22 protein-coding genes are annotated in these 23,777 nt (G+C 62.4%); 4 read left to right on the forward strand and 18 right to left on the reverse strand.

Annotation, left to right across the window (positions count from 1 at the left end; all coding sequences use genetic code 11):
- Positions 1-238: 238 nt before the first annotated feature.
- Positions 239-880: a L,D-transpeptidase gene (locus HPQ62_RS18865; protein ID WP_174804143.1), complete on the reverse strand. Its 642-nt coding sequence runs from the start codon at positions 878-880 to the stop codon at positions 239-241.
- 162 nt (positions 881-1,042) lie between these two features.
- Between HPQ62_RS18865 and HPQ62_RS18870 the strand changes: the two genes are divergently transcribed.
- A complete protein-coding gene (locus tag HPQ62_RS18870; protein WP_174804144.1) occupies positions 1,043-1,546 on the forward strand; it encodes an MmcB family DNA repair protein in 504 nt (167 codons plus the stop codon).
- Positions 1,547-1,665: 119 nt separating this feature from the next.
- Here the strand turns inward: HPQ62_RS18870 and HPQ62_RS18875 are convergent, their stop codons facing one another.
- The 10 genes from HPQ62_RS18875 to HPQ62_RS18920 all read right to left on the reverse strand — a co-directional run bounded on the left by HPQ62_RS18875 (position 1,666) and on the right by HPQ62_RS18920 (position 13,150).
- Positions 1,666-5,460, reverse strand: a complete 3,795-nt coding sequence (locus tag HPQ62_RS18875; protein ID WP_174804145.1) for an autotransporter domain-containing protein — start codon at positions 5,458-5,460, stop codon at positions 1,666-1,668.
- Between the two features lie 425 nt (positions 5,461-5,885).
- A complete protein-coding gene (locus tag HPQ62_RS18880) occupies positions 5,886-7,229 on the reverse strand; it encodes a bifunctional folylpolyglutamate synthase/dihydrofolate synthase (protein ID WP_174804146.1) in 1,344 nt (447 codons plus the stop codon).
- A gap of 122 nt (positions 7,230-7,351) precedes the next feature.
- A complete protein-coding gene (accD, locus tag HPQ62_RS18885; protein WP_174804168.1) occupies positions 7,352-8,311 on the reverse strand; it encodes an acetyl-CoA carboxylase, carboxyltransferase subunit beta in 960 nt (319 codons plus the stop codon).
- A gap of 41 nt (positions 8,312-8,352) precedes the next feature.
- Positions 8,353-9,192: a tryptophan synthase subunit alpha gene (trpA, locus tag HPQ62_RS18890; RefSeq protein WP_174804147.1), complete on the reverse strand. Its 840-nt coding sequence runs from the start codon at positions 9,190-9,192 to the stop codon at positions 8,353-8,355.
- Positions 9,189-9,650: a hypothetical protein gene (locus HPQ62_RS21240; RefSeq protein ID WP_174804148.1), complete on the reverse strand. Its 462-nt coding sequence runs from the start codon at positions 9,648-9,650 to the stop codon at positions 9,189-9,191. The genes trpA and HPQ62_RS21240 overlap by 4 nt, the downstream gene beginning before the upstream one ends.
- A gap of 12 nt (positions 9,651-9,662) precedes the next feature.
- The gene (locus tag HPQ62_RS18900; protein WP_174804149.1) at positions 9,663-9,944 is read right to left on the reverse strand and encodes a hypothetical protein; all 282 of its coding nucleotides are present in this window, start codon (positions 9,942-9,944) and stop codon (positions 9,663-9,665) included.
- Positions 9,945-9,947: 3 nt separating this feature from the next.
- Positions 9,948-11,174 carry a tryptophan synthase subunit beta gene (trpB, locus tag HPQ62_RS18905; RefSeq protein ID WP_194246388.1) on the reverse strand — a complete coding sequence of 409 codons (1,227 nt, stop codon included), beginning with the start codon at positions 11,172-11,174 and terminating at the stop codon, positions 9,948-9,950.
- A 6-nt stretch (positions 11,175-11,180) separates the two neighbouring features.
- Positions 11,181-11,837 (reverse strand): phosphoribosylanthranilate isomerase, encoded by a 657-nt coding sequence (locus tag HPQ62_RS18910; RefSeq protein WP_174804151.1) that lies wholly within the window; start codon positions 11,835-11,837, stop codon positions 11,181-11,183.
- Positions 11,838-11,876: 39 nt separating this feature from the next.
- Positions 11,877-12,602: a M48 family metallopeptidase gene (locus HPQ62_RS18915; RefSeq protein WP_174804152.1), complete on the reverse strand. Its 726-nt coding sequence runs from the start codon at positions 12,600-12,602 to the stop codon at positions 11,877-11,879.
- Positions 12,603-12,733: 131 nt separating this feature from the next.
- Positions 12,734-13,150: a DUF2852 domain-containing protein gene (locus tag HPQ62_RS18920; RefSeq protein WP_174804153.1), complete on the reverse strand. Its 417-nt coding sequence runs from the start codon at positions 13,148-13,150 to the stop codon at positions 12,734-12,736.
- 238 nt (positions 13,151-13,388) lie between these two features.
- Between HPQ62_RS18920 and HPQ62_RS18925 the strand changes: the two genes are divergently transcribed.
- A complete protein-coding gene (locus HPQ62_RS18925) occupies positions 13,389-14,165 on the forward strand; it encodes a pyrroline-5-carboxylate reductase (protein ID WP_174804154.1) in 777 nt (258 codons plus the stop codon).
- Between the two features lie 30 nt (positions 14,166-14,195).
- Here the strand turns inward: HPQ62_RS18925 and HPQ62_RS18930 are convergent, their stop codons facing one another.
- The 4 genes from HPQ62_RS18930 to osmF all read right to left on the reverse strand — a co-directional run bounded on the left by HPQ62_RS18930 (position 14,196) and on the right by osmF (position 18,266).
- Positions 14,196-14,936, reverse strand: a complete 741-nt coding sequence (locus tag HPQ62_RS18930) for an ABC transporter permease (protein WP_174804155.1) — start codon at positions 14,934-14,936, stop codon at positions 14,196-14,198.
- A complete protein-coding gene (locus HPQ62_RS18935) occupies positions 14,933-15,871 on the reverse strand; it encodes an ABC transporter ATP-binding protein (protein WP_174804156.1) in 939 nt (312 codons plus the stop codon). The genes HPQ62_RS18930 and HPQ62_RS18935 overlap by 4 nt, the downstream gene beginning before the upstream one ends.
- Positions 15,868-17,058, reverse strand: coding sequence for an ABC transporter permease (locus tag HPQ62_RS18940; protein WP_174804157.1), 1,191 nt, complete (start codon positions 17,056-17,058; stop codon positions 15,868-15,870). The genes HPQ62_RS18935 and HPQ62_RS18940 overlap by 4 nt, the downstream gene beginning before the upstream one ends.
- A 290-nt stretch (positions 17,059-17,348) precedes the next feature.
- Positions 17,349-18,266 carry a glycine betaine ABC transporter substrate-binding protein OsmF gene (gene osmF, locus HPQ62_RS18945; RefSeq protein ID WP_174804158.1) on the reverse strand — a complete coding sequence of 306 codons (918 nt, stop codon included), beginning with the start codon at positions 18,264-18,266 and terminating at the stop codon, positions 17,349-17,351.
- A gap of 401 nt (positions 18,267-18,667) precedes the next feature.
- Here osmF and gyrB point away from each other — a divergent pair, with 401 nt between their 5' ends.
- Positions 18,668-21,103 (forward strand): DNA topoisomerase (ATP-hydrolyzing) subunit B, encoded by a 2,436-nt coding sequence (gene gyrB / locus HPQ62_RS18950; RefSeq protein ID WP_174804159.1) that lies wholly within the window; start codon positions 18,668-18,670, stop codon positions 21,101-21,103.
- A gap of 66 nt (positions 21,104-21,169) precedes the next feature.
- Here the strand turns inward: gyrB and derI are convergent, their stop codons facing one another.
- The 3 genes from derI to HPQ62_RS18965 are packed head-to-tail and all read right to left on the reverse strand — an operon-like array spanning position 21,170 to position 23,199.
- Complete coding sequence (gene derI / locus HPQ62_RS18955) at positions 21,170-21,634, reverse strand: D-erythrulose-4-phosphate isomerase (protein ID WP_174804160.1); 465 nt, start codon at positions 21,632-21,634, stop codon at positions 21,170-21,172.
- 29 nt (positions 21,635-21,663) lie between these two features.
- Positions 21,664-22,428 (reverse strand): triose-phosphate isomerase, encoded by a 765-nt coding sequence (locus HPQ62_RS18960; protein ID WP_174804161.1) that lies wholly within the window; start codon positions 22,426-22,428, stop codon positions 21,664-21,666.
- A gap of 3 nt (positions 22,429-22,431) precedes the next feature.
- Positions 22,432-23,199 carry a DeoR/GlpR family DNA-binding transcription regulator gene (locus tag HPQ62_RS18965; protein ID WP_174804162.1) on the reverse strand — a complete coding sequence of 256 codons (768 nt, stop codon included), beginning with the start codon at positions 23,197-23,199 and terminating at the stop codon, positions 22,432-22,434.
- A gap of 412 nt (positions 23,200-23,611) precedes the next feature.
- Here HPQ62_RS18965 and HPQ62_RS18970 point away from each other — a divergent pair.
- On the forward strand, positions 23,612-23,777 hold a 166-nt coding region (locus HPQ62_RS18970), incomplete at its 3' end, for a phosphoadenosine phosphosulfate reductase domain-containing protein (RefSeq protein ID WP_174804169.1).

A 23,777-nucleotide genomic window follows, 5' to 3' on the forward strand; every position in this document is an offset into this window, starting at 1 on the left:
ACGTCACAAAAAAGGAAAGGCGGCCCTGCCTGGGAGCTGCCTTTTTTTGATCAGAATCTCGATTTTCTCGGGTCACCCTCGGGCTCGACCCGAGGGTCCAGGCGACGCCCACCGTACGGCCTGGATGCTCGGATCAAGTCCGAGCATGACTCATGAGAGTGTGGCGTAGCGCGTAGGACACAAGAGAGTCGGGAATGTGGCGCCGAGCGCGTTTGCCGTCAGAGCCCTTCAAGCCCACTCAGCCTTCGAGCACGATCACCTTGGTGCGCTTGTCGGGGTCGACGCGGGCGTAGAGGTCGATAATGTCCTGGTTGATCATGCGGATGCAGCCGGAAGAAACCGCCTGGCCGATCGAGGTCCAGTCCGGGTTGCCGTGAATGCGGAACATCGTGTCATTGCCATTCTTGTAGAGATAGAGCGCGCGCGCTCCGAGCGGGTTCATCACGCCCGGCTCCATGCCGCCGGCATATTCCTTCAGCTCAGGCTGGCGCTTGACCATGGCCTGCGGCGGATACCAGGTCGGCCATTCGGCGCGGCGGCCGATATAGGCATCGCCCGACCAGCGGAAACCGTCACGGCCCACGCCGATGCCGTAACGGATGGCCTTGCCATCTTCCAGCACCAGATAAAGCAGGCGCTCCTTGGTATCGACAATGATCGTGCCCGGCTCCTCGGTGGTTTCGTAATTGATGATCTGTCGGCGATATTTCTCATCGACCTGGGTAATCGGCACGCGCGGCAGCGAGTAGCCATCATCGATGGTGGCCGCATAGGCCGAAACCGGCGCCGTAATCGTCGTTGACGGCTGGGTGGTGGTGCAGCCGGCAGCTGCGAGCAGGCCCGTAAACGAGAGTGCCAGGAAAATAGGTCGGATGTGCATGGACGGTCTCACGGCGTGGAACAAAAGGTGATACTGACAAATTGATAGAAGCTTATGGTTAAAATTCTGTTGCAACCTGCGCTTCGTTTGTTGCCTGGAGGATTACGTGCGCCGCAAGACTGCCGCGCTTTCTTGAAAATGCACTGCGTGAAAGGAAGTTCCATGGCTATTGTCGATTTGCATGGCAAAAACCCGACGGCGGACGGTCGCCAGTCGGACCGTGCCATCATGGTACGCCGCGGCGTGCAGCATCTGATGAAGCACATGCGTGCCTCCGCGATCGCCGAGATGACGCTGCGCAGCGGCAGGCGGGCTGATCTCATCTGTCTGACCGAGAAGGGCGAGATCTGGATCATCGAGATCAAGACCTCGATCGAGGACTTCCGGGTCGACCGCAAATGGCCGGAATACCGCGAGTTCTGCGACCGCCTGTTCTTCGCCACCCATGCCGGCGTGCCGCTCGATATCTTCCCCGAAGATTGCGGCCTGCTGCTCGCCGACCGCTACGGCGCGGAGATGATCCGCCCCGCGCCCGAACACAAGCTGGCCCCTGCCCGCCGCAAGGTGCTGACGCTCGCTTTTGCCCGCAACGCCGCCGACCGGCTGACCTTCGCCGAACTGGTTCTGGAAAAGCTCGAGGCCGAGGGCGTGGATGTCAGGCTTTAAAACCTGCGGCGACCTCGGGAGTCGTCTGCGAACAAAACCCGGCGATGCCGGCTTTGCATGGGCTCGCCAAGCTTTGCCCGGGCGAGATTGCTGCCCGGGCATTTTGCGCGGAGGGTCTGTCAGAAGCTGATCTTGAGATTGGCCGCGACGCCCTGATCCGACACGCCGGAGCCAAACTGGCCGGCATAGTTGATGCCAAGGCTCACGGTCGGGGTAATGGCGGCTTCCAGACCGATTTCGAAAACCCCGACATCCTGCGCCAAAGGCACGCCGGAGACGGTGAACAGGCCGCCGCCGGCAAAGGCGTTGGCGCTCACCGGCGTCTCGTCATTCAGGCTGTGGCGCCAGCCGATCAGGCCAATCGCGGTGATCGTGGCGTCCTGCACCTTGAAGTCGGCCTTTGCGCGCACGCCGAGGGTGGTATAGGTCGTGTCAGCCGAGCCGCCCCTGACGGAGAGCGCGCCGGCGCCGCCATTCTCGGAAAAGCCATCGGTGTCGACATTGACATAGGCAAGCCCTGCGAACGGCTGAAGCGCGCCCTGTTCGAAATCGAAACTGTAGCCGACATCGCCATAGACCTGGAACGTGTTGGCGTCATAATCGGCCGAAAGCGCATCGGCATAGCCGGTGAAATTCACGAAGCGCTGCGAGGAGAGCTGGGTCCAGCCATTGTTCAGGCCGAAATTGACCAGAACATTGTCAAAGTTGCCGCCGCCATAAACGCCGAGGGTGAAAGTATCTGCGCTGAGCGAGCCGCGCCCGTCATCGAGCTTGACGGTCGACTGGCCATAACCGCCGACGACACCGATGCGCAGGCCCGAGAAGGTGCCATCGGCCCCCATGAAGAAGCCACCCGCATCCCGGTCGTAACCGGCAGCGTTGCCGTTGCCGTCGAAACCGCCCCAGCTGCCATAGCCCTGCATCCAGAGCGATGGTTCATCCGCGCCCTCATTGGCCCAGATCTGACGCGCCGTCGCAGCCCGCACGAACCGGCTGTCGTCGATCAGCGCCGTCTTGGCCGTGGCATAGATTTCACCGGAAAGCTGGTCGAAGCTCATCGCGGCACCGGGACCGTCCTGCGTCACGATCAACCCGTAGATGGCGCTTGATGGATTGAGCGCATCGAGGGCATTGGCGGTCGCGCGCTCGTTCGGCGTATCTGCAAAGCTTGCAAAGGCCGTGACGTTGCGGGCCATCGAGACCGTGACGGTGTTCTCCTGATAGTTGACCGCCGGCGCCAGGAAGGTTGTCGCGCCGTTGGCGGTGACGGTGTCGAAGACGCCGCTGACCCCGCCTTCGGCGGTGAGGATGGTGTAGACGTTCTGCCAGTTGGCGCTTGGCGCCGTCATCGCCACCATCAGGCTGCCGCCCGCAATGGTCGCGCTGCCGGAAGCGGCGATCAGGTCCGCATTGCCCGTTGCGCCGTCTGTCTCAACCACATAGGTCGAACCGGACAGGAAGGAGATATCGCCTGCGACATTGATCCGCCCGATCGAATTGCCGGGTGACACGATGGCGCCGGTGCCGGCTGTGAGCGCGCCAATGGTGCCGTTGCCGTTCAAAAGTGCGGAGGTCATGACCACGCCGAAATCGGAGGGCGCAGACTGGCTGAGCGTCAGCGTGGCATCGGACAGGGAGATCGTGCCGACAAGCGCGCTCGATCCCGTCAGCGTCCAGTGCGTGCCTGGCGTGAGCGAGAGCGTTTCGAAGTTGCGATAGGTTGCCTCAGCGCCGATCTGGCCGATGTCGAAGGTGCCGTCGATCTCGCCCAGCAACAGCGTATCGGCACCGGCACCGCCATCGACCGTGCCGATCACTGTGCTGCCATTCTGATAAACGAACAGATCGTTACCGCCGCCCATCGTGGCAGCGGTCTCTCCGCCGGAAATCGTCCCATAATTGATAACCGTGTCATCGGCGCCCGAAAGCGTGATGCCGGTCGCAACGCCCGCGATCGTGCCGGTGTTGCTGATGGCGATCGCGCCACCGGTCGTCGTTGCCAGGATGCCAAGCTCGCCCGAAAGTTCGCCGGCGTTCACGATGGTGATGGCACCGCCATCGGCGGCGACATTGAGAGCGGCGGCATTGTCGGACGTCACCTTGCCGTTATTCGTGATCATGGCGCTGCTGCCGGAGAGCGAAATGCCTTCCTCAGCGCCCGAAAGCGTGCCGGTGTTGGTGAGCGTTGCGGTGCCGCCGGAGGCCAGTGCGGCAATGCCCTGCCGACCGGAAGCCTGGCCGGCGTTTTCGATGGTGAGGTTGCCGCCCGTGGCAGCGGCAGAGAGAGCGGCCGCCTTGCTTGAGGTCACCGTACCGTTGTTGGTCAGCATGACGCTGCCGCCCGATAGCGAAACGCCCTCCTGCACGCCAGAAAGCGTGCCGGTACTGGTGAACGTTACCGTGCCGCCGGTTGCCGCTGCAAGAATGCCCTGCTGGCCGGAGGCCTCGCCATCATTGGTGATCGTGATGCTGCCGTTTGTCGCCGTCAGGGAAAGGGCCGCAGATCCGCTGGACGTCACCTTGCCGCTATTGCCCAGAGTGACGCTGCCGCCCGAGAGCGAAACGCCCTCCTGCACGCCCGAAAGCATGCCGGAATTGGTGAGCGTTACCGTGCCGCCGGTTGCTGCTGCAAGAATGCCCTGCTGGCCGGAGGCCCCGCCGTCATTGGTGATCGTGATGCTGCCGTTTGTTGCCTTCAGGGAAAGGGCCGCAGATCCGCTGGACGTCACCTTGCCGCTATTGCCCAGGGTAACGCTGCCGCCCGAGAGCGAGACGCCTTCCTCAGCGCCCGAAAGCGTGCCGGTATTGGTGAGCGTTACTGTGCCGCCGGTTGCCGCTGCAAGCACGCCCTGCTGGCCGGAGGCCTCGCCGGCATTGGCGATGGTGATGCTGCCGCTTTCCGTTGTCGCATAGAGCGCGGCGAAATTGCTGGATGTTGCCGTGCCGTTATTGGTCAGCATGACGTTGCCGGCGGTCTGGGATTCGATATCGATGCCGTAGGAATTGACGGTCCCGATCGCAGTTACGGTGCCGTTGTTGACAACCGTGGCATTGCGGGCGGCCCAGGCGGCGATGCCCGCCTCTTCAAGACCGGCCGATGCGGTGCCGTCATTCTCAACAAAGACATCGCCGACTTGCGCCCAGGCGACGATCGCCTGACGGTTTGACGACATCAGCGTGCCGGTGTTGATGATGCTTGAGAGGCCGTTGTAGTTGATCGCGCGCGCCGCCGCCCTCCAGGCCGTCACCGTGCCGCTGTTGTTGATGGTGACGACGCTGTCGGGCAGATCCGACGATCCGTTCTCGGCATAGAGGCCGGTATAATTACGGTCGTCAGTGGCTGTCGCCGTCACAAAGCCGGAATTGGTGACCGATACATTGCCCCCGTTCGAAACGGCGGTAATCGCGGCGCCGGAACTGGAGGTGACCGTCGCCGCGCTGGTGACGCTGATGTCTCCGGAAACCTGGTTGCGGAACCAGATGGCGCCGTAGCCTGCGCTTGATTCAATGGTGACCCCGGCGTCGAAACGGGCAACGGCATCATGGTCGGGCGCGGCCGTCGAGAAGAACACGGCGCCATCATTGTCGGTGTTGTTGACCTGCGAATTGCCGGTCACGATCAGCAGGTGGTTGGTCGGCGTCGTGGTGTCATAGGCCGGATTCATCCAGGCCGAGCCGGTAACCTGGCCGTCAAGCGTCAGCGACGAGTCACCCGTGCCGGTCGAGACCGCCACATGCTGGGCGTCGCAAAGGATCAGGTTCGCCGCGCCGGTGACCGTGGCATGACACACCGGCGCCGGTGAAGCATGTGCGGCAAACGGAACGAGCGCTGTTCCCGAGAGAAGGGCAATGGCGCCAAGGCGCAACGGCTTCCGTGAAAATACAAAATTCTGGGCAGCGAATGCGATTGACATGAGACCCCCCGCAACTGTTTTCCGCACGCTCTTCCTGCAATGCAGGATTGTCAATCCGGATTTTCAAACTTGCTTGCGAGACATGACGAGTGTAGCCAAAGACACACATAAGACATCGCTGAAGTGGGAAAATGCATCACGGGAGGTGGCCGCCTGACCGCGCCATACCCCCTGTTTTTAGGGGTGTGCCGTCCAACATCAGGTCATGATCGCCATTCGTGGGTGAGTGATGTTCCGGCGATCTCTGCGTGCCGACGCATGGCCGGGCCCGATCAACCGAAGCTTTCAATTGAAGACGCTCGGCAAGCGAAGCTGGACCTTTCATGCGCATGATCAGGCGCAATGGCAGATCCAGGGATCAGCCATTGCGCCCGAAGATTGCCACTGCAAGGGCTGACGCCTGCGCGTCGCCGGGAAAGGCGGTCTCAGAGCGGGGGCGTTCCGTTTTCGGCAAGCGCATTGCCCGCAAAATAAAGCGAGCCGCCGATCAGGATGCGCGGCGGGGGCTGGTCGGCGCGGGCGCGCAGGCAGATCGCGGCCAGCGCCTCGCCGATAGAGGACACCGGTTCCGCGGAAAGGCCCGCGTCGGCCGCGGAAGAGGCAAGCGCCACCGGATCGATGAAGGCCTCCGTCCCCTTGATCGGCGCACAATAGACATAGGTCGCAAGGCCTGCGAAATGCTCGAAGAAGCCGAAGGGGTCCTTGGTGTTGATCATGCCGATCACGAGATAGAGCGGGCGCGGATCGCGCTCCTCGAAACCCGCCATCGCCTCGGCGATCACCTCGCCGGCACCCGGATTGTGGCCGCCATCGACCCAGATCTCGGAGCCCGCAGGTGCGGCCGTCACCAGCTCGCCCTCATGGAGGCGCTGCAGGCGTGCCGGCCAGAACACGGAGCGCATCGCCGTCTCCACGGCACTGTCATCGAGCGTGAAGCCCGCAGCCTTTACCGCCGAGATCGCGGCGGCGGCGTTGGCATATTGGTGCCGCCCCGGAAGCGCCGGCAGCGGCAGATCCATCAGGCCGTCGCCATCCTGATAGACCAGACGGCCATGCTCCTCATGGGCGGAAAAATCCTGGCCGTAGACATGGAGCGGGCAGCCGAGCCGGTCGGCGCTTGCAATCAGAACCTCTTCGGCGGCCTCGTATTCCTGCTGGCCGATCACGACCGGCACGCCGGGCTTCATGATCCCGGCCTTTTCTGCCGCAATCAGCTCCACCCGGTCGCCGAGATAGGCCTGGTGATCGAGCGAGATCGGCATGATCACGGAGACGGCGGGCTTGTCGATGATGTTGGTGGCATCGAAACGGCCGCCGAGACCGACTTCCAGAATGACGACGTCAGCCGGGATTTCGGCAAACAGCACGAAGGTGGCCGCCGTCAGCATTTCAAACACGGTGGCCTTGGCGCCGCCATTGGCAGCATCGACCCGCTCAAGCGTCTCGGCCAGAAGCGCATCATCGACATAGCCGCTGGCGCCGCCCGGCCCGCCGATGCGGAACCGCTCATGCCAGCGCACCAGATGCGGCGAGGAATGGACATGGACGGAAAGGCCCGATGCCTCCAGCAGCGCTCGGCAGAACGCCGTCGTCGAGCCCTTGCCATTGGTGCCGGCGATATGGATCACCGGCGGCAGCGCCAGATGCGGGTTGCCGAGCTTTTCAAGCAATACCCGGATCCGGTCGAGCGAAAGATCGAAACCCTTCGGATGCAGTTCCATCAGGTGTTCGATCACGCGCTCGGCGGCGCCGAATGAAGGATTATCCATGATTTGTCCGATTCTGCGGGTATGTCCCGCCGGGGCGTCTTCGCACCCTTGATATCCGCCGGCCTTGGCTGCGACGGATGACCGCCGCTGCCTCAGGCGCGCGGCGGTTCCACGTGACTGTCTCAGTGCGGCTGTGCCGGAGCCTCGCCTGCCTCAAGCGGTTTGCGCGGGGTCTTGTCGGCAATCGCATCCTGCGATTTCGGGCCTTCGAGCAGCCCCTTGGCGGGCGTTGCCGGTGCACCGGTCATGATCTTCAGAAGACGCGCCAGCGTTTCCGGCAGATCATGCCGCTTGACGACCATATCCACCATGCCGTGTTCCAGCAGGTATTCCGCGGTCTGGAAACCGTCAGGAAGCTGTTCGCGGATGGTCTGCTCGATCACGCGGCGTCCGGCAAAGCCGATTTCCGCGCCGGGCTCTGCGATGTGCAGATCGCCGAGCATGGCATAGGACGCCGAAACGCCGCCGGTGGTCGGATTGGTGAGCACCACGATATAGGGCAGGCCCGCTTCGCGCATCATCTCGATCATCACCGTCACGCGCGGCATCTGCATCAGCGACAGGATGCCCTCCTGCATGCGGGCACCGCCGGACGCGGGGAAGATCACCAGCGGGCACTTTTCGGTGAGCGCGCGCTGAAACGCCTGGATGATCGCCTCGCCTGCGGCCATGCCGAGCGAGCCGCCCATGAACTTGAACTCCTGCACCACGGCAACGAGCTTCAGCCCCTCAAGCGTGCCGACGCCGGCAAGGATCGTGTCCTCCTGGTCGGTCTTCGTCCGGTTTTCCTTCAGCCGGTCGATATATTTCTTGGAATCGCGAAACTTCAGCGGGTCCTGCGCCACCTTGGGCTGCGGCAGGTCTTCATAGGCGCCGTTGTCGAAAAGATCGGTAAGGCGCGCGCGGGCCGGCATCTTCATGTGATAGCCGGAAGACGGTATCACCCACTTGTTTTCTTCCAGATCCGTATGAAACACCATGGCGCCCGTTTCCGGACACTTGATCCACAGATTCTCGGGCACCTCGCGGCGGCCGAACATGGAATTGATCCGCGGCCGCACGTAATTGGTAATCCAGTTCACCACATGAACCTCCTGATTTATCTGCCTGCCGTGTGCCAGATTTACTCGGCGGCTGCAAGGCGCGCGTCCCGCACCCCGCTTGAAAGGCCCTTTACAAAGGTCGTAACCGCGTCAACCGTATCCTTGCCGGCCTTGTTGTCTGCCGTCAGGCTGCCGGCAATCTGGTTGACGAGCGCCGTGCCGACGACCACGCCATCTGCCGCCGCACCAATGAGGCGGGCATGCTCTGCAGTCTTGACGCCGAAGCCGACGCAGACCGGAAGATCGGTGTGCGCCTTGATGCGCGCCACCGCTTCGCCGACGCGCGACGGATCCGGCAGCGCCGAGCCGGTGATGCCGTTCATCGAAACGTAATAGACAAAGCCGGATGTATTCTTCAGAACCGCCGGAAGACGCTTGCCGTCCGTGGTCGGCGTTGCCAGGCGGATGAAGTTCAGTCCGGCTTCGAGCGCGGGAATGCAAAGCTCTTCATCCATTTCCGGCGGCAGGTCGACGATGATCAGGCCATCGATGCCGGCTTCGAGCGCATCGGCGATGAACTTTTCGACACCGTGAATATAGATCGGGTTGTAATAGCCCATCATCACGATCGGCGTATCGGCATCAACCTTGCGGAAGTGACGGGCAAGGTCCAGCGTCTTTTCCAGAGTCTGGCCGGCCTTCAGCGCGCGCAGCCCCGCCATCTGGATCGAGGGTCCATCTGCCATCGGATCGGAAAACGGCATGCCGAGTTCGATCACGTCCGCACCCGCCTTCGGCAGCGCCTTCATGATCTCCAGCGAGGTATCGAAATCCGGATCGCCGCCCATGAAATAGGTGATCAGCGCCGGCCGGCCCTCGGCCTTCAGCGCGGCAAAGCGTTTTTCCATACGTTCGGTCATACTGTACTCCGTGGCATCGTCGATGCGAAATAATCGGCAAGCGGTGCGCCGGCCATGGCCGTTTCCATAAAGGCGCGCCGCTCGAATTCAATGGCGCCAAGCTCCCACACGCAGGCCAGAACACCCGGCGGAACCGGCGAAAACACGGGCGTCGCGCCAAGCGCGGCGCGCCAGAGCCCGTGAGAGGCAATGCCGCCCGGAAGCCACCAGTGCAACAGCAGCCACCAGGCCTCCTCGCCGCAATGCAGAACCGCGAAACCGGCGCCGAAATGGCCGGCCGGAGCTTCTGCCTGCCTGAGAACGGCGATTGCCGCATCAAGCACGTCCTCTGCGAAATCCGGCGCGCCCACGGCTGAAATGCCGTTGAGCTTGATCCGGCCCTCGCGCGTCTCGACGGTTTGCAGATAACCGGCCTGGCGCGCGCGGTAAAGCTCCGCCTCGGGCAGTCGGTCGGTCATGCGCATGCCGCCCTATTCCGTTTCTTCGTCCGACCACGCCGTGATCGCTGTGACCAACGACTTGTGGACGGATTTCATGTTCATCACGAGGCTGTCGATTTCGGCGGACGCATTGCCGCCGGAGGCAATCGTGTTCAGCGCGGCAACCAGTTCGATATTGAAGAGGTTCTGATGCGCGAGCGCCTTGATCACCGCGGCCCGCACCTCGTTTCCACCGTCATCCTCTTCCTCGATGATCTCGAACAGCGCTTCCGCCAGTTCCGACATTTCCTCGATCATCTCCCCCCTGCTCATGCCTTACATCTCCATTCCGAGGATCTTTCCGACGGTGTGCACATCCTTGTCGCCGCGACCGGAGAGATTGGCGAGGATGATCTGATCCTTGCCCATTTTCGGCGCGCGCTTGATGATTTCGGCAATCGCGTGGCTGGGTTCGAGCGCCGGGATGATGCCCTCGAGCCGGGTCATCAGCTGGAACGCCTCCAGCGCCTCATCGTCCATCGCCGGCACATATTCGACGCGGCCGATATCGTTGAGCCAGGAATGCTCCGGCCCGATGCCGGGATAATCAAGGCCCGCCGAGACCGAATGGCCTTCCTTGATCTGGCCGTCGCGATCCTGCAGCAGATAGGTGCGGTTGCCGTGAAGCACGCCGGGCGCGCCGGCGGTGATCGAGGCGCAGTGCTCGTCGCCCGAAAGGCCCTTGCCGCCGGCCTCGACGCCGACGATCTTCACCTCGGCATCATCCAGGAAGGGGTGGAAGATGCCAATGGCGTTCGACCCGCCGCCGACGGAAGCGATGACGAGGTCGGGAAGACGGCCCTCGGCCTCTAGCATCTGCGCACGCGCTTCCGTGCCGATCACGGCCTGGAAATCGCGCACCATTTCCGGATAGGGATGCGGGCCTGCCGCCGTGCCGATCAGATAATAGGTATCCTCGACATTGGTAACCCAGTCGCGGAGCGCTTCGTTCATCGCGTCCTTGAGCGTGCCATGGCCGGAGGTTACCGGCTTCACCTCGGCGCCCAGAAGCTTCATGCGGAAAACGTTCGGCGCCTGCCGCTCGACATCGGTGGCGCCCATATAGACCACGCAGGGCAGGCCGAAGCGTGCGGCAACGGTGGCAGAGGCCACGCCGTGCTGGCCGGCGCCGGTCTCGGCGATGATCCTTTTCTTGCCCATGCGCTTGGCAAGCAGGATCTGGCCGATGCAATTGTTGATCTTGTGCGAGCCGGTGTGGTTCAGCTCCTCGCGCTTGAAATAGATCTTCGCGCCGCCGAGATGCTCTGTGAGCCGCTCTGCATAATAGAGCGGGCTCGGGCGGCCGATATAGTGCTTTCCAAGGTTCTCGAGCTCCGCCTTGAAGGCAGGATCGGTCTTTGCCTTTTCCCACTCGGCTTCAAGGTCGAGGATCAGCGGCATCAGGGTTTCGGCGACGAAGCGGCCACCGAAAATGCCGAACAGGCCGGTCTCGTCAGGGCCGGATTTGAAGGAATTCAGCTTCGGGCTCTCGTTCACGGTCATTCTCCATCAGGCCGTCATCAGGCAAGCGTCGACGGCATCAAAAAAGGCATCGATCCGGGCGGCATCCTTGATACCGGGCGCGCTTTCCACGCCCGAGGAAACATCAAGCCCCGGCGCTCCGGTTTCGAGAAGCGCTGCGGCGACATTGTCCGCATTCAATCCGCCGGACAGCAGATAAGGGATAGTCGGGCGCCAGCCGGCAAGCAAGCGCCAATCGAAGGGAACGCCATTTCCGCCCGGCAGCGTGGCATTGGCAGGCGGCTTTGCGTCGAAAAGCAGAAGATCGGCGACACCGTCATAATCGCTGACCCGTTCAAGGTCGTCATGGGTGCGCAGCGAAAACGCCTTGATCACCGGCAGGCCGAACAGCGCCTTGACGGTCAGGACCCGATCCGGGCTTTCATGGCCGTGCAATTGCAGCATGTCCGGGCGGGCGGCATAGACAATTTCTTCCAGGAGTTCGTTATCGGCATCGACCGATACCGCCACCGTCTTCGCCCGGCCGCGCACGTGGCTGATCAGGCCGGCCGCAACATCGGGTTCGACATGACGCGGGCTCTTTTCAAAGAAGATGAAACCGACATGGCTCGCGCCGCGCGCAATCACATGATCGATCGCCTCTTCCGTGGTAAGACCGCAGATCTTGATGGCAGGACGTTTCATGGTCTGTCCTTAACATATCGAAAAATACTTCGCGAGTATCTATACGGCTGGCGCATCGAAGCGGATTGCGTGCAGAAACGAACCTTCCGCCTTCAGCCATTTTCGGGCTTCGGGCGTCTTCGGGCACAGTCTTTCGCAAAGCGACCAGAAATGCGGGCCGTGGTTCATCTGGGAAAGATGCGCCACTTCGTGGGCAGCGAGATAATCGACCACGAAATGCGGCGCCATCGCAATCCGCCAGGAAAAGCTCAGATTGCCGGTGGAGGAACACGAACCCCAGCGCGACTTGGTATCCTTGAAGGCAATGCTCGCATAGCCCTTGCCGCTCACCCCCGCATGATAGGCGACACGCTCGGTGATCTCGCGCCGCGCCTCCTTCCTCAGATAATCGGCGGCGCGACGGCCAACGCTCGCAGACGGTCCCGAAACCACCAGGACCGGACGGCCATCCTCGATGCGCGCTTCCGTCAGCCCCCTTAGATTGCCGCTGTGGCGGATGGTGTGGGCGACCCCGAAGACCGGAAGCGTCGCGCCCTCCCCGATCACCGTGTCGCGGCCCTCGAACCGGCCAATCCGGTCGATCAGCCAGTCGTGATGGCGGCGCAGGAAGCCATCGACCTGATGGCGCGCGAGACCGGGCGGCACGGTCAGGCTCACGGCATGGCCGCCGGGCTCGATCTTCAGCGTCATCCGGCGGGCGCGCTGATTGGTCTTGACGTTGAGAGGCAGAACCTTGCCGCCGATCTCGATTGTCCTTGCGCTCATCCTGTCTCTCTTCGGCTCGGATTTCCTGTCCTATACCGCTTGACGCATCGCTGCGGCCACAAAAAAAGGCACCGCCCGGTAACGGGCGATGCCGGAAGGACGAGCCCCGCCTTTCGGCGAGGTTCAAGGGGTCAAGCCTGCGGCGTTCCGCCCATGTTGCCGCCACGCTCACGCATGAAGCGGTCAAACTCCTCGCGGTCGCGGGCCTTGCGCAGTTCGTCGCTGTAGCGGTCGAACTCTGCACGCATCTCGTCGAGCTTGCGGCGTTCCGCCTCGATCCGCTCCATCTCGTTGCGGCGCCATTCGTCGAAGGCCGCATTGCCGGTGGAGGCCATCGGCTCGGCAGCGCTGCGCATGTTGCGCCGGCAATTGCCGAAGGCGCGCTCGGCAGAGCGTTTCCAATCACCGCGGTTCATGTTCAGGCGATCGCCCCAGATGATATAGGCAAGCATCACCAGTCCAAGCGGCCAGAACACGACAAAGCCGATCACCATCAGGGCGATCGTAAGTGGCGTCCACGCCGGACGCAGTAACGCAGTCTCGTTCATCTCAGTTATCCTCGTTTCGTTCGGGTGTTGATCACCGCTCTTGTGGATATGGAAATGGCAAAACCCCGCTTCAAGATAAAATCGGAGAGAATCGAACGAATTCGCGAAAACCGGTACGCATCCCGACAGGGCGGTTTCGGACCCTCGTCTCGGGCGCTGCTGCGGCATGCATCGGTCCCCCCGTTTGCAAACCGCACCCGGCTCTCTATGTTGGCCGCAACACATGAAGGAGCGCACCATGACCATCGGATTCATCGGAACCGGCGAAATCACCAAAGCCGTCGTCACGGGACTTTCCACCATAGACGGCGAGAAACCGGACATTTTGATCTCTCCGCGCAATGCCGAGATCGCCGGCGCGCTTTCCGAAAGCTTCGGCAATGTGTCGATCGCAGACAGCAACCAGGCCGTGATCGACGGCGCAGACACCGTCTGCCTGGCGCTGCGCCCGAAGGATGCAGAGGCCATCATCAGCGACCTCACATTCGGGCCCGATCACCACGTGATCTCGTTCATGGCGACGTTCGGACGCGAAAAGATCGAAAGGATCGTCGCCCCGGCCAGGAAGGTCACGCTTGTGACGCCCCTTCCGGCGGTCGCCTTCCATGGCTGGCCGACGCCGGTCTTTCCGCCGGACGAGGAGATCGTGGCGCTGTTTTCAAAGCTCGGCACCGCGGTGGCCGTTGAAAGCGAGGACGAATATCAGGCGCTCTGCGTTGCGACCGCAACCCTTGCCGGCGCCTTCGGCTATTACGAGACGATTGCCGACTGGCTGGCGGCGAAGAACGTACCGGCCGACAAGGCCCGCACCTTCTCCGGCGCGGTGTTTTATTCGCTTGCGGCCACTGCCAGGAACGCGCCCGAGCATTCCTTTACCGCATTGACCCGGGAATCGGCGACCCGGGGCGGCACCAACGAACAGGTGCTGGCGCATCTGAAGGAAGAGGGCGTCTACCGCGCGCTCTCGAAGGCCATGGATGGCATCTGGGATCGCTTCGAGGATGCGAAATCCTGACCTTCTTTCGGAAGGTAGGATTTTAGTCCTCTATGCCTGACGTCCGGTCCGGCGCGCCATCGCGCGTTCGACCGTGACCAGCCCGTCATGGATCAGGAGCGCCAGCACGCCGACCACAAGGCCGCCCTGCAGCACGAAGGCGGTGTTGTTGGATTGCAGCCCGGCGATGATCACCTCGCCGAGCGTCTTTGCCGCAACGGTCGAGCCGATCGTGGCGGTGGCGAGCGAAATCACCACCGATAGCCTTATGCCGGCGAGAATGACCGGAAAGGCGAGCGGAAATTCCACCTGGGTGAGCCGCTGCCAGCCTGTCATGCCGGATCCGCGTGCCGCCTCTGACACATTGCCCGGCAGGTTGGTGAGCCCTGTCAGCGCGTTTTCGAAGATCGGCAGCAGGCCATAGAGAAACAGCGCGATCAGGGTCGGAATCGGGCCGAACCCGAACACCGGGACGGCCAGCGCCAGCACCGCCACCGGCGGGAAGGTCTGGCCGATATTGGCGATCGAGCGCGACAGCGGCAGGAATTCGACCCCGAAAGGCCGCGTGACGATGACTGCGAGCACGACGGAAACCAGCGATGCCGCAAGCGTTGCAGCACCGACCAGCAGCAGATGGCTGATCGTGAGCGAAAGCAGGCTCGTCTGGGTGTAGATCGCCGGCGCATTGTTGTTGGTGAAGGGCGCAAATACCGCGGCAAAGCGCGTGGGCGAGACGATGAACGCCACGAGCACGGCCAGAAGCAGAAGCCGGATGATCACCGCAAGCTTCATGCCACCGGTCCCTCGGCACGGCGCACCAGACTTTCGCGCGTGATCCGGCCTATGATCGTGCCATCCCGCTCGACCGGCAGCGCATCGCGGCCCGACCAGAGCACCTGCGCCAGCGCATCGCGCAGGCTCGCATCGGCGGCAATCGGAGCGCCATCGGCCGCCCCCTCCTCCACCAGATCGGCGCAGGGCGTCAGCGACAGCATGCGGAACGCCTTGTCGCCCGTTCCCAAGAGCTCGTTGACGAAATCGGAGGCCGGGTGCGCGATAATATCGGCGGGCGGCGCATATTGGAGAAGCTTGCCCCCATGCATGACGGCGATCTTGTGGCCAAGGTGGATCGCCTCGTCCATGTCGTGGGTGACGAACACTACGGTGGTTTCGAACCGGCGCTGGATGTCGAGGAGATCCACCTGAGCCTTGGCGCGGATGATCGGATCAAGCGCGCCGAAGGGTTCGTCCATCAACAGCACGGCAGGCTCGGCCGCAAGGGCGCGCGCAACGCCGATGCGCTGCTGCTCGCCGCCGGAAAGCTCGAAGGGCATGCGGCCGCGGAACTGGTCGGGATCGAGATGAAACAGCGACAGAAGCTCGTCGACGCGGTCATCGCGCCGCTTCTTGTCCCAGCCAAGCAGCTTCGGCACGGTGGCGATGTTTTCGGCAACCGAGCGGTGGGGAAACAGGCCATGGCCCTGGATCGCATAGCCGATGCCGCGCCTGAGTTCGTAATCCGGCAGTTCGCGATTGTCGCGCCCGTCTATGCGGATGACGCCAGAGGTCGGCTCCACCAGACGGTTGATCATGCGCATCAGCGTGGTCTTGCCCGAACCCGACGTGCCGACGATCGCCGCCAGCTCGCCGCGCTCCACGGTGAAGGACACATTGTCGACCGCATGGGTGTCGTCATAGATCTTGGTGACCGCTTCAATCTCGATCATCTGCGCGATGCCTTTCTGGTCTGGCTGAGTTCGACGAGCGCGTCGAGAATGATGGCGGCGGCAAAGGCCATGGCGACGACCGGCAGCGCGCCGAGCAGGACGAGGTCGGTCGCCGTCTGGCCGATGCCCTGAAACACGAAGGTCCCGAAACCGCCGCCGCCGATCAGCGCCGCAATCACCGCGAGCCCGATATTCTGCACCAGCACGATGCGGATGCCCGTCAGGATCACCGGGAAGGCGAGCGGCAGCTCGATCTGGAACAGCAATTGCCGTCCGGTCATGCCCATGCCGCGCGCCGCATCGCGGGCATCGCGGGGCACGCTGTCGAGACCGGCGACGGTGTTGGAAACCACCGGCAGCAGCGAATAGGCAAACAGCGCCACGATCGCCGGCGCAAAGCCGATCCCGGCAATGCCGAGCGCAGCCGCCCCCGGCACAGTGCGCCCGACCCAGGCAAGCGGTGCGATCAGGAGGCCGAACAGCGCGATCGACGGGATGGTTTGCAGCACGTTGAGACTGTTGAGAATGCTCGCCCTGACTGGCGGCACCCGGTAGCAGACGATGCCGATCGGAATGCCGACGATGGTGGCGGCGGCAAGCGAACCGAAGGCCAGCGCCACATGGGTGCGGCCCTCCCGCCAGAAGGCGCCGGCGCGGTTTTCATATTCCTTCAGGATCGACAGATCATTCCAGGCACCGGACCAGAGCAGCAGGCCGATCGCCAGCATTGCGGCAAGCAGAAAGGCCATCCGCATCCACGGCGAGAGTTTCTTGCGCACCGTGGCATCGGCCATGGCGATGGCGAAGGCAAAGAGCAGGATCCAGAACCCGCCACCGGGCGAAACCCGGGCATAATTATTGTCGGCGGGCGTGAGATAGGTGCCAGCATGACCGACCGAAACCGCGAGCACCGCGATGGCGGCGACGGAAACGGCAAGACGGAGATTGACCGGCGAGCGCATCAGGATCACCGCCACGGCGGCAGCGAGCGCGGCAATCAGCAAGCCGGCCTCTAGCGCTGGCAGCGCCGACCACATCATCACGCCCTCGGCCGCCACGATCCTGTTAGCCCGCACAAGCGCAAATGGCTGGAGGAACAATCCGGCAAGCGCGATCGCCGCAATGATCACGCCGAGTTTGTCGACGGCGCGTCGCATCGGTGTTGCGCTGGCGCTGATGGCTGACATTCCGTCCCTTTCGGCTTTTCGTGCAATGGAGCCCGGGGCGCGTTTCACTCTGTTGGCGCCTGTGGCAACACGACCTGCGCAGTTGCGCGGTGGAGACTGCGACGCAGCAACCGCCTCTTGCCGACGTCTAGACGACGCCTCTTTCCCAGGCGTTACCCTCGGGCTTTACCCGAGGGTCCGGAAAGCGCTTCCCGTGTCGCCTCGATGCGCGGGTCAAGCCCGAGCATCACTCATGAGAAACAGGAAACGTCACCCCCGGCTGCTGAGTGCAGCACAGACGTCAGGCCGTCCTACTTCACGAACCCGTTCAGCGACAGGAATTCCTTTGCCACCGCATCGGCAGGCTCGCCTTCCACCTGGACGCGACCGTTGAGGTCCTGCAGGGTTTCGAGATCGAGCGCCTCGAAGATCGGCTTCAGGATTTCGGCGATCTGCGGATATTCCTCGAGCCTCTCCTCGCGGATGATCGGCGTCGGCAGGTAGACCGGCTGCACGCCCTTGTCGTCTTCCATCACCTTGAGGCCGGAGGCTGCGATCCCGCCATCGGTACCGTAGACCATGGCGGCGTTGGCGCCGGAGGTCTGCTTGGCGGCGGCCGCGATCGTGGCGGCGGTGTCGCCACCCGAAAGCGTAATCAGCTGATCCGATTCGAGGTGGAAGTCATAGGCCTTCTCGAAGGCCGGAAGCGCCGAGGGCGAGGTCACGAATTCGGAGGATGCGGCAAGCTTGATATCGCCGCCATCGGCAACATATTTGCCGAACTCCGTCAGGTCGGTCAGCGCATTCTTGTCCGCGATGTCGCTGCGGATCGCGATCGCCCAGGTATTGTTGGCATCCGCAGGCGTCAGCCAGACGATCTTTGCGGCATCGTAATCGAGCGTCTTTGCCTCTTCATAACCTTGCTGGGCATTGTTCCAGACCGGGAGGTCGGCCTTGTTGTAGAAGAAGGCGGCATTGCCGGTATATTCGGGATAGATGTCGATCTGTCCCTCGGTAATCGCCTGGCGAACGATCGGGGTGGCGCCGAGCTGGATCTTGTTTTCAGTCGGAATGTCGTTGGCTTCGAGCGCCTGCAGGATGATGTTGCCGAGGACGCCGCCTTCGGTATCGATCTTGGAAGAGACGACCACAGGGGCTGCGGATGCGGACTGGACGGCGGCAAAGGCGGCAATGGCCACGGCGCCGGTCAGGGTCAGAAGTCGTTTCATAGTATTCCCTCTCGTGACGGTCCTTTGCGGACCGGTTGCTGCGCCCTCATGCCTCAGCCCTCTCAGGCGCGCTTGAAAAATGCGGCGGCCGCCTGGCGGGCGGCCTCGTGCTTCAGATAGTGCGTCTGTCCGCGATGACGATAGCATAGATGCGAATATTCGCCACGCGGCCTTCCCGCCAGGGGCCGGAACGCCTGAACATGGCCGGACTTGGCCCGGTTTTTCGCCGCGCCGGCGACAGTGGTTGAATCGGGCTGGGCTTATCCCCAGTTTGCCTGTAAAAGAAGGCGCATCGATTTGAGTGAAAACGGCTTTTCCCCTAGAATCAACGCCTAAAAACGGCAGTGATTCGGCGCCATCGTCGCGCCTCGGCCCGCCAATCGTTTTGGAAAGACCAGTCTATGAGCGAAACCCCAGAAACTGCCATCGGCACGCCTGCCGAATACGGCGCCGATTCGATCAAGGTTCTCAAGGGCCTCGATGCCGTGCGCAAGCGGCCCGGCATGTATATCGGCGACACGGATGACGGCTCCGGGCTTCACCACATGGTCTACGAAGTGGTCGACAACGCGATCGACGAGGCGCTTGGCGGTTACGCCGACCTTGTCACCGTGACGCTGAACCCCGATGGTTCGGTCTCCGTCACCGACAATGGCCGCGGCATTCCGACCGACATCCACACCGGCGAAGGCATTTCGGCGGCAGAAGTGATCATGACCCAGCTTCATGCGGGCGGCAAGTTCGACCAGAATTCCTACAAGGTCTCCGGCGGCCTGCACGGCGTGGGCGTGTCCGTGGTCAACGCGCTTTCGGTCTGGCTGAAGCTGAAGATCAAGCGCGCCGGCAAGCTGCACGAGATTTCGTTTACCCACGGCGTTGCCGACAAGCCGCTGGAAGTGATCGGCGATGCAGCCGGCGAGACCGGTACCGAGCTTACCTTCATGCCGAGCTCGGAAACCTTCACCATGATCGAGTTCGATTACGACACGCTGGAGAAGCGTCTTCACGAACTCGCCTTCCTGAATTCGGGCGTCCGCATTCTCCTGACCGACAACCGGCATTCCGAGCCGGTGGCGAAGGAAATGCATTATGACGGCGGGCTTGCGGCCTTCGTTGCCTATCTCGACCGCGCCAAGAAGCCGCTGGTTTCCGAACCGATCGCGATTTCCACCGAAAAGGACGGCATCACCGTCGAGGTGGCGATGTGGTGGAACGACACCTACCACGAGAATGTGCTCTGCTTCACCAACAACATTCCCCAGCGCGACGGCGGCACCCATATGGCGGGCTTCCGCGGTGCGCTGACGCGCCAGATGATCTCCTATGCCGATACGTCCGGCATCCTGAAGCGCGAAAAGGTGACGCTGACCGGTGAGGACTGCCGCGAGGGCCTGACGGCCGTGCTTTCGGTGAAGGTGCCGGATCCGAAATTCTCGTCGCAGACCAAGGACAAGCTGGTGTCCTCCGAAGTCCGCCCCGTGGTCGAAAGCTGCGTCAACGATGCGCTCGGCCAGTGGCTGGAGGAACATCCGAACGAAGCCCGGATTCTGGTGACCAAGGTCGCCGAGGCGGCTTCCGCCCGTGAAGCAGCACGCCGCGCCCGCGAACTGACGCGGCGCAAGGGCGCGCTCGATATCGCATCGCTTCCCGGCAAGCTTGCCGATTGCTCCAACCGCGATCCGGCGAAATCCGAACTGGTGCTGGTGGAGGGCGATTCCGCTGGCGGCTCCGCCAAGCAGGGCCGGTCGCGCGAGACCCAGGCGATCCTGCCGCTCAGGGGCAAGATCCTGAACGTCGAACGCGCGCGCTTCGACAAGATGCTGTCGAGCCAGGAAATCGGTACGCTGATCACCGCGCTTGGCACCGGCATCGGCAAGGACGAGTACAATCCGGACAAGCTGCGCTACCACAAGATCATCATCATGACCGATGCTGACGTGGACGGCGCGCATATCCGGACGCTGCTGCTCACCTTCTTCTTCCGGCAGATGCCGGAGCTGATCGAGCGCGGCCATCTCTATATCGCCCAGCCGCCGCTCTACAAGGTAACGCGCGGAAAGTCCGTGCAGTATCTGAAGAACGAGCAGGCGCTCGAGGACTATCTGATCGACCAGGGTCTGGAGGATGCCTCGCTGCATCTCGGCACAGGTGAAGTGCGCGCCGGACCGGACCTTCGCCAGGTGATCGTCGATGCGATCCGCATGCGCAACCTGATGGAAGGGATCCATTCGCGCTATGACCGTGCGGTTGTCGAGCAGGCCGCCATTGCCGGCGCGCTCAATGCCGAGCGCGTCACCAATCAGGACGAGGCCGTCAGGCTTGCCGCCGATATCGCGAACCGTCTCGACATGATTGCCGAGGAAACAGAGCGCGGCTGGGAAGGCTTCGTGCGCGAGGATGGCGGACTTCGGTTCGAGCGCACCGTGCGCAGCGTCCGCGAAGTTGCCAATATCGATATGGGGCTGATCGGCTCCGTCGATGCGCGTTATATCGACCAGCTCCAGAAGCGGTTGATCGAAGTCTACGAACAGCCGCCGCTTCTGAAGCGAAAGAATGGCGACCTTACCATTTACGGTCCGCGCGCCATGCTCGAGGCCGTGTTCGAGGCCGGACGGCGCGGGCTGACGATGCAGCGCTACAAAGGACTTGGCGAGATGAATGCCGAGCAGCTTTGGGAAACCACGATGGACCCCAATGTCCGCTCGCTGCTGCAGGTGAAGGTCCATGATGCGACCAGCGCCGATGGCCTGTTCTCCCGCCTCATGGGCGACGAGGTCGAACCGCGCCGCGACTTCATCCAGGACAACGCCCTGTCGGTCGCCAATCTCGACATCTGATAAGAAGGTCGGCGGCAAGGATGATCCTCACCGCCGGCCAGACATTCCCGTTCATTCAGGGCGTGATCAGCCCTTGACGCTGTATTTTGCGTCCAGATCATCAATCGCCTGGACATTGCCGGCCGAGCGGCCATTCGGGTCGAATTCGCAGGCAAGATAGGCGTCGGCGATCGATTTTGCGAGTTCTGTGCCGATGACGCGGGCGCCCATGGTGATGACCTGGGCGTTGTTGGAAAGCGCTGCGCGCTCTGCCGAATAGGTGTCATGGGTCTGGGCGGCGCGAATGCCCGGCACCTTGTTGGCCGAGATCGCAACGCCAATGCCCGTGCCGCAGCACAGGATTGCCCGGTCATAGGTGCCATCCAGAATACCGGCAGTCACGCGCTCCGACAGGTTGGCATAATATTCATTGCCATTGCTAGGCGGCGTCGAGAGTTCGGATACGGTGAAGCCTTCGCGGCCGGAAAGGTGCTCGGCAAGAACCTTGGCGAGCGGTGCGCCGGCGCTGTCGCCTGCTACTGCAATCTTCATGGTGTTTTCCTCTTCTTGGAACAGATGTTTCAGATGACTTTGGCGACCCGGTCGAGGATGTCGAGATAGCCCTCGACCTGCCAGGCGGAGCGGCCGATGAACAGGCCGTCAACATGGTCGCAGGCCAGCATTTCGGCGCAGTTGCCGGGATTGACGCTGCCGCCGTAAAGGCAGGGCAGTTCACGGCCGGTGACCAGTCGCGTGGTTTCGATGATCCTGGCCTGACGGGCCTCGGCATAATCAGGCGTTGCCGGATGCCCGCGCTCGCCGATTGCCCAGACGGGCTCGTAGGCGAAGATGATCTCCGCCTTCTTCTGCGTCTCGGTGAGGCGCGAAAGCGCTGCCTCGACCTGCTGTTTCAGCACGTCATCGGCGCGGCCCGCGTCCTTCTCCGCCTCGGTCTCGCCGATGCAGATCAGCGGGATCATGCCGTGACGGACGGCTGCTTCGGCCTTGAGGCCGACGGTCTCGTCGGTTTCGCCGAAATGGGCCCGGCGCTCGGAGTGGCCGAGCTCGACGATATCCATACCGCAATCGGCAAGCATCACCGGCGAGATCTCGCCGGTCCAGGCGCCCTGATCGTCCCAGTGCATGTTCTGCGCACCGACCAGAACATCGGCGTCGGCAAGGCGCGCCTTGACCTCGCGGATGGCGGTGAAGGGGGGGATCACGAAACGCTGGATGCGCGGATCGCTTTCGGCCTTTGCAAGCGCATCGGCATAGGCGGTTGCCTCGCCAAGCGTCTTGTTCATCTTCCAGCTGGTTCCGATGAAGAACCGTTCAAACCGTGCCATCGGCTACCCTTCCTCCGCAAAATACAATTCGATACCCTGTGCCGTCAGCTCTGTGACCTGTTCCGCGGCAAGTGGACTGCTGGTGACCACGCCGTCGAAGACCTCGAGATCCGCAAGCTTGTGCAGCGCGGTTCGGCCGAACTTGTTGTGGTCCGCCATCAGAAAGGCTTTCTGGGCAACCGCGATCATCGAACGCTTGACCTGCAGCACCTCCTGATCCTGATGGCAGGCAATCCGCCCATGGATCGAGGAACTGGTGATGAGCGCGATATCGGCGCGCAGCTCGCCAAGCGTTGCGACCGTCAGGACGCCGAAGAAGCCGTTAAACTTCTTCGAAAAATCGCCTCCCAGCGCGATCAGGCTGATGCCGCCCTGCCCCGACAGACCGTTGATGACGGCGAGATTGTTGGTGATCACGCTCAGCGGGCGCTTTTCGATCAGAAAAGGGATCAGCGCCTCCGAGGTGGAGCCGTCATCGACCATCACGCTCATGCCGGGCTCGATGAAATCGGCAGCGCGGCGGGCGATCGCGGTTTTGAGAGCCGGTGCCAAGCGGGCGCGATAGCGATAGTCGCTTTCGAACTGGCCGCTCGCCTCGATCGTTGCACCGCCCCTGACCTTGCGCAGCAGACCTTCGGCTTCGAGGTCGTCGAGATCGCGGTGGATGGTCATTTTCGACACCGAGAACCTCAGCGCCAGATCGTCAAGCGACACCGTTCCTTCCTCAACGAGGAGATCAACGATATCCCGGCGGCGATCTTCGAGCTTCATCACTGGCCTCGCACTTGAATGCGTGCTGAATAACACTGGTATCTCTCATATTCAATCATTACGAAGATATTGTGTTATCTTGAAGTGTGATTTTGTGAGCCATTTTCGAAAATGATCTCATCGAAGCGCACGAGCCACGGAATGCGGTTGATCTGCCGAACGCCTTGTCCGACGGCCAATGGCTCTTCTCGCGATCGCTCGGGTCTTAAGCTGGCATCGCGAAAGTGATAGCGTGCAAGAGGGCCTTAAAGGCGCGCCGCTTTGCTCAAGGAGGTGCGTTCGGGACGGATTTTTCGCCTGAGGCGGCGGCGGAGCCAAATAAAACTCTATGCACCGCCCTTGCGGGGGCCTTCATGTTTTCCAAACTGCATGCGGACGGTGGTAGAGCTTGAGCGCCCCGAACCGTAACGGAATGAGAAGCCAGATCGTGACATTGACTCATCTTCAACGCCTTGAGGCGGAATCCATCCACATCTTCCGCGAGGTTGCAGCCAGTTTTGCCAAGCCGGTGATGCTGTACTCGATCGGGAAGGATTCCTCGGTGATGATGCATCTGGCGATGAAGGCGTTCTATCCCG

It is taken from the genome of Martelella limonii, assembly GCF_013344475.1.
In the GTDB taxonomy this organism is placed as follows: Bacteria; Pseudomonadota; Alphaproteobacteria; order Rhizobiales; family Rhizobiaceae; genus Martelella; species Martelella limonii.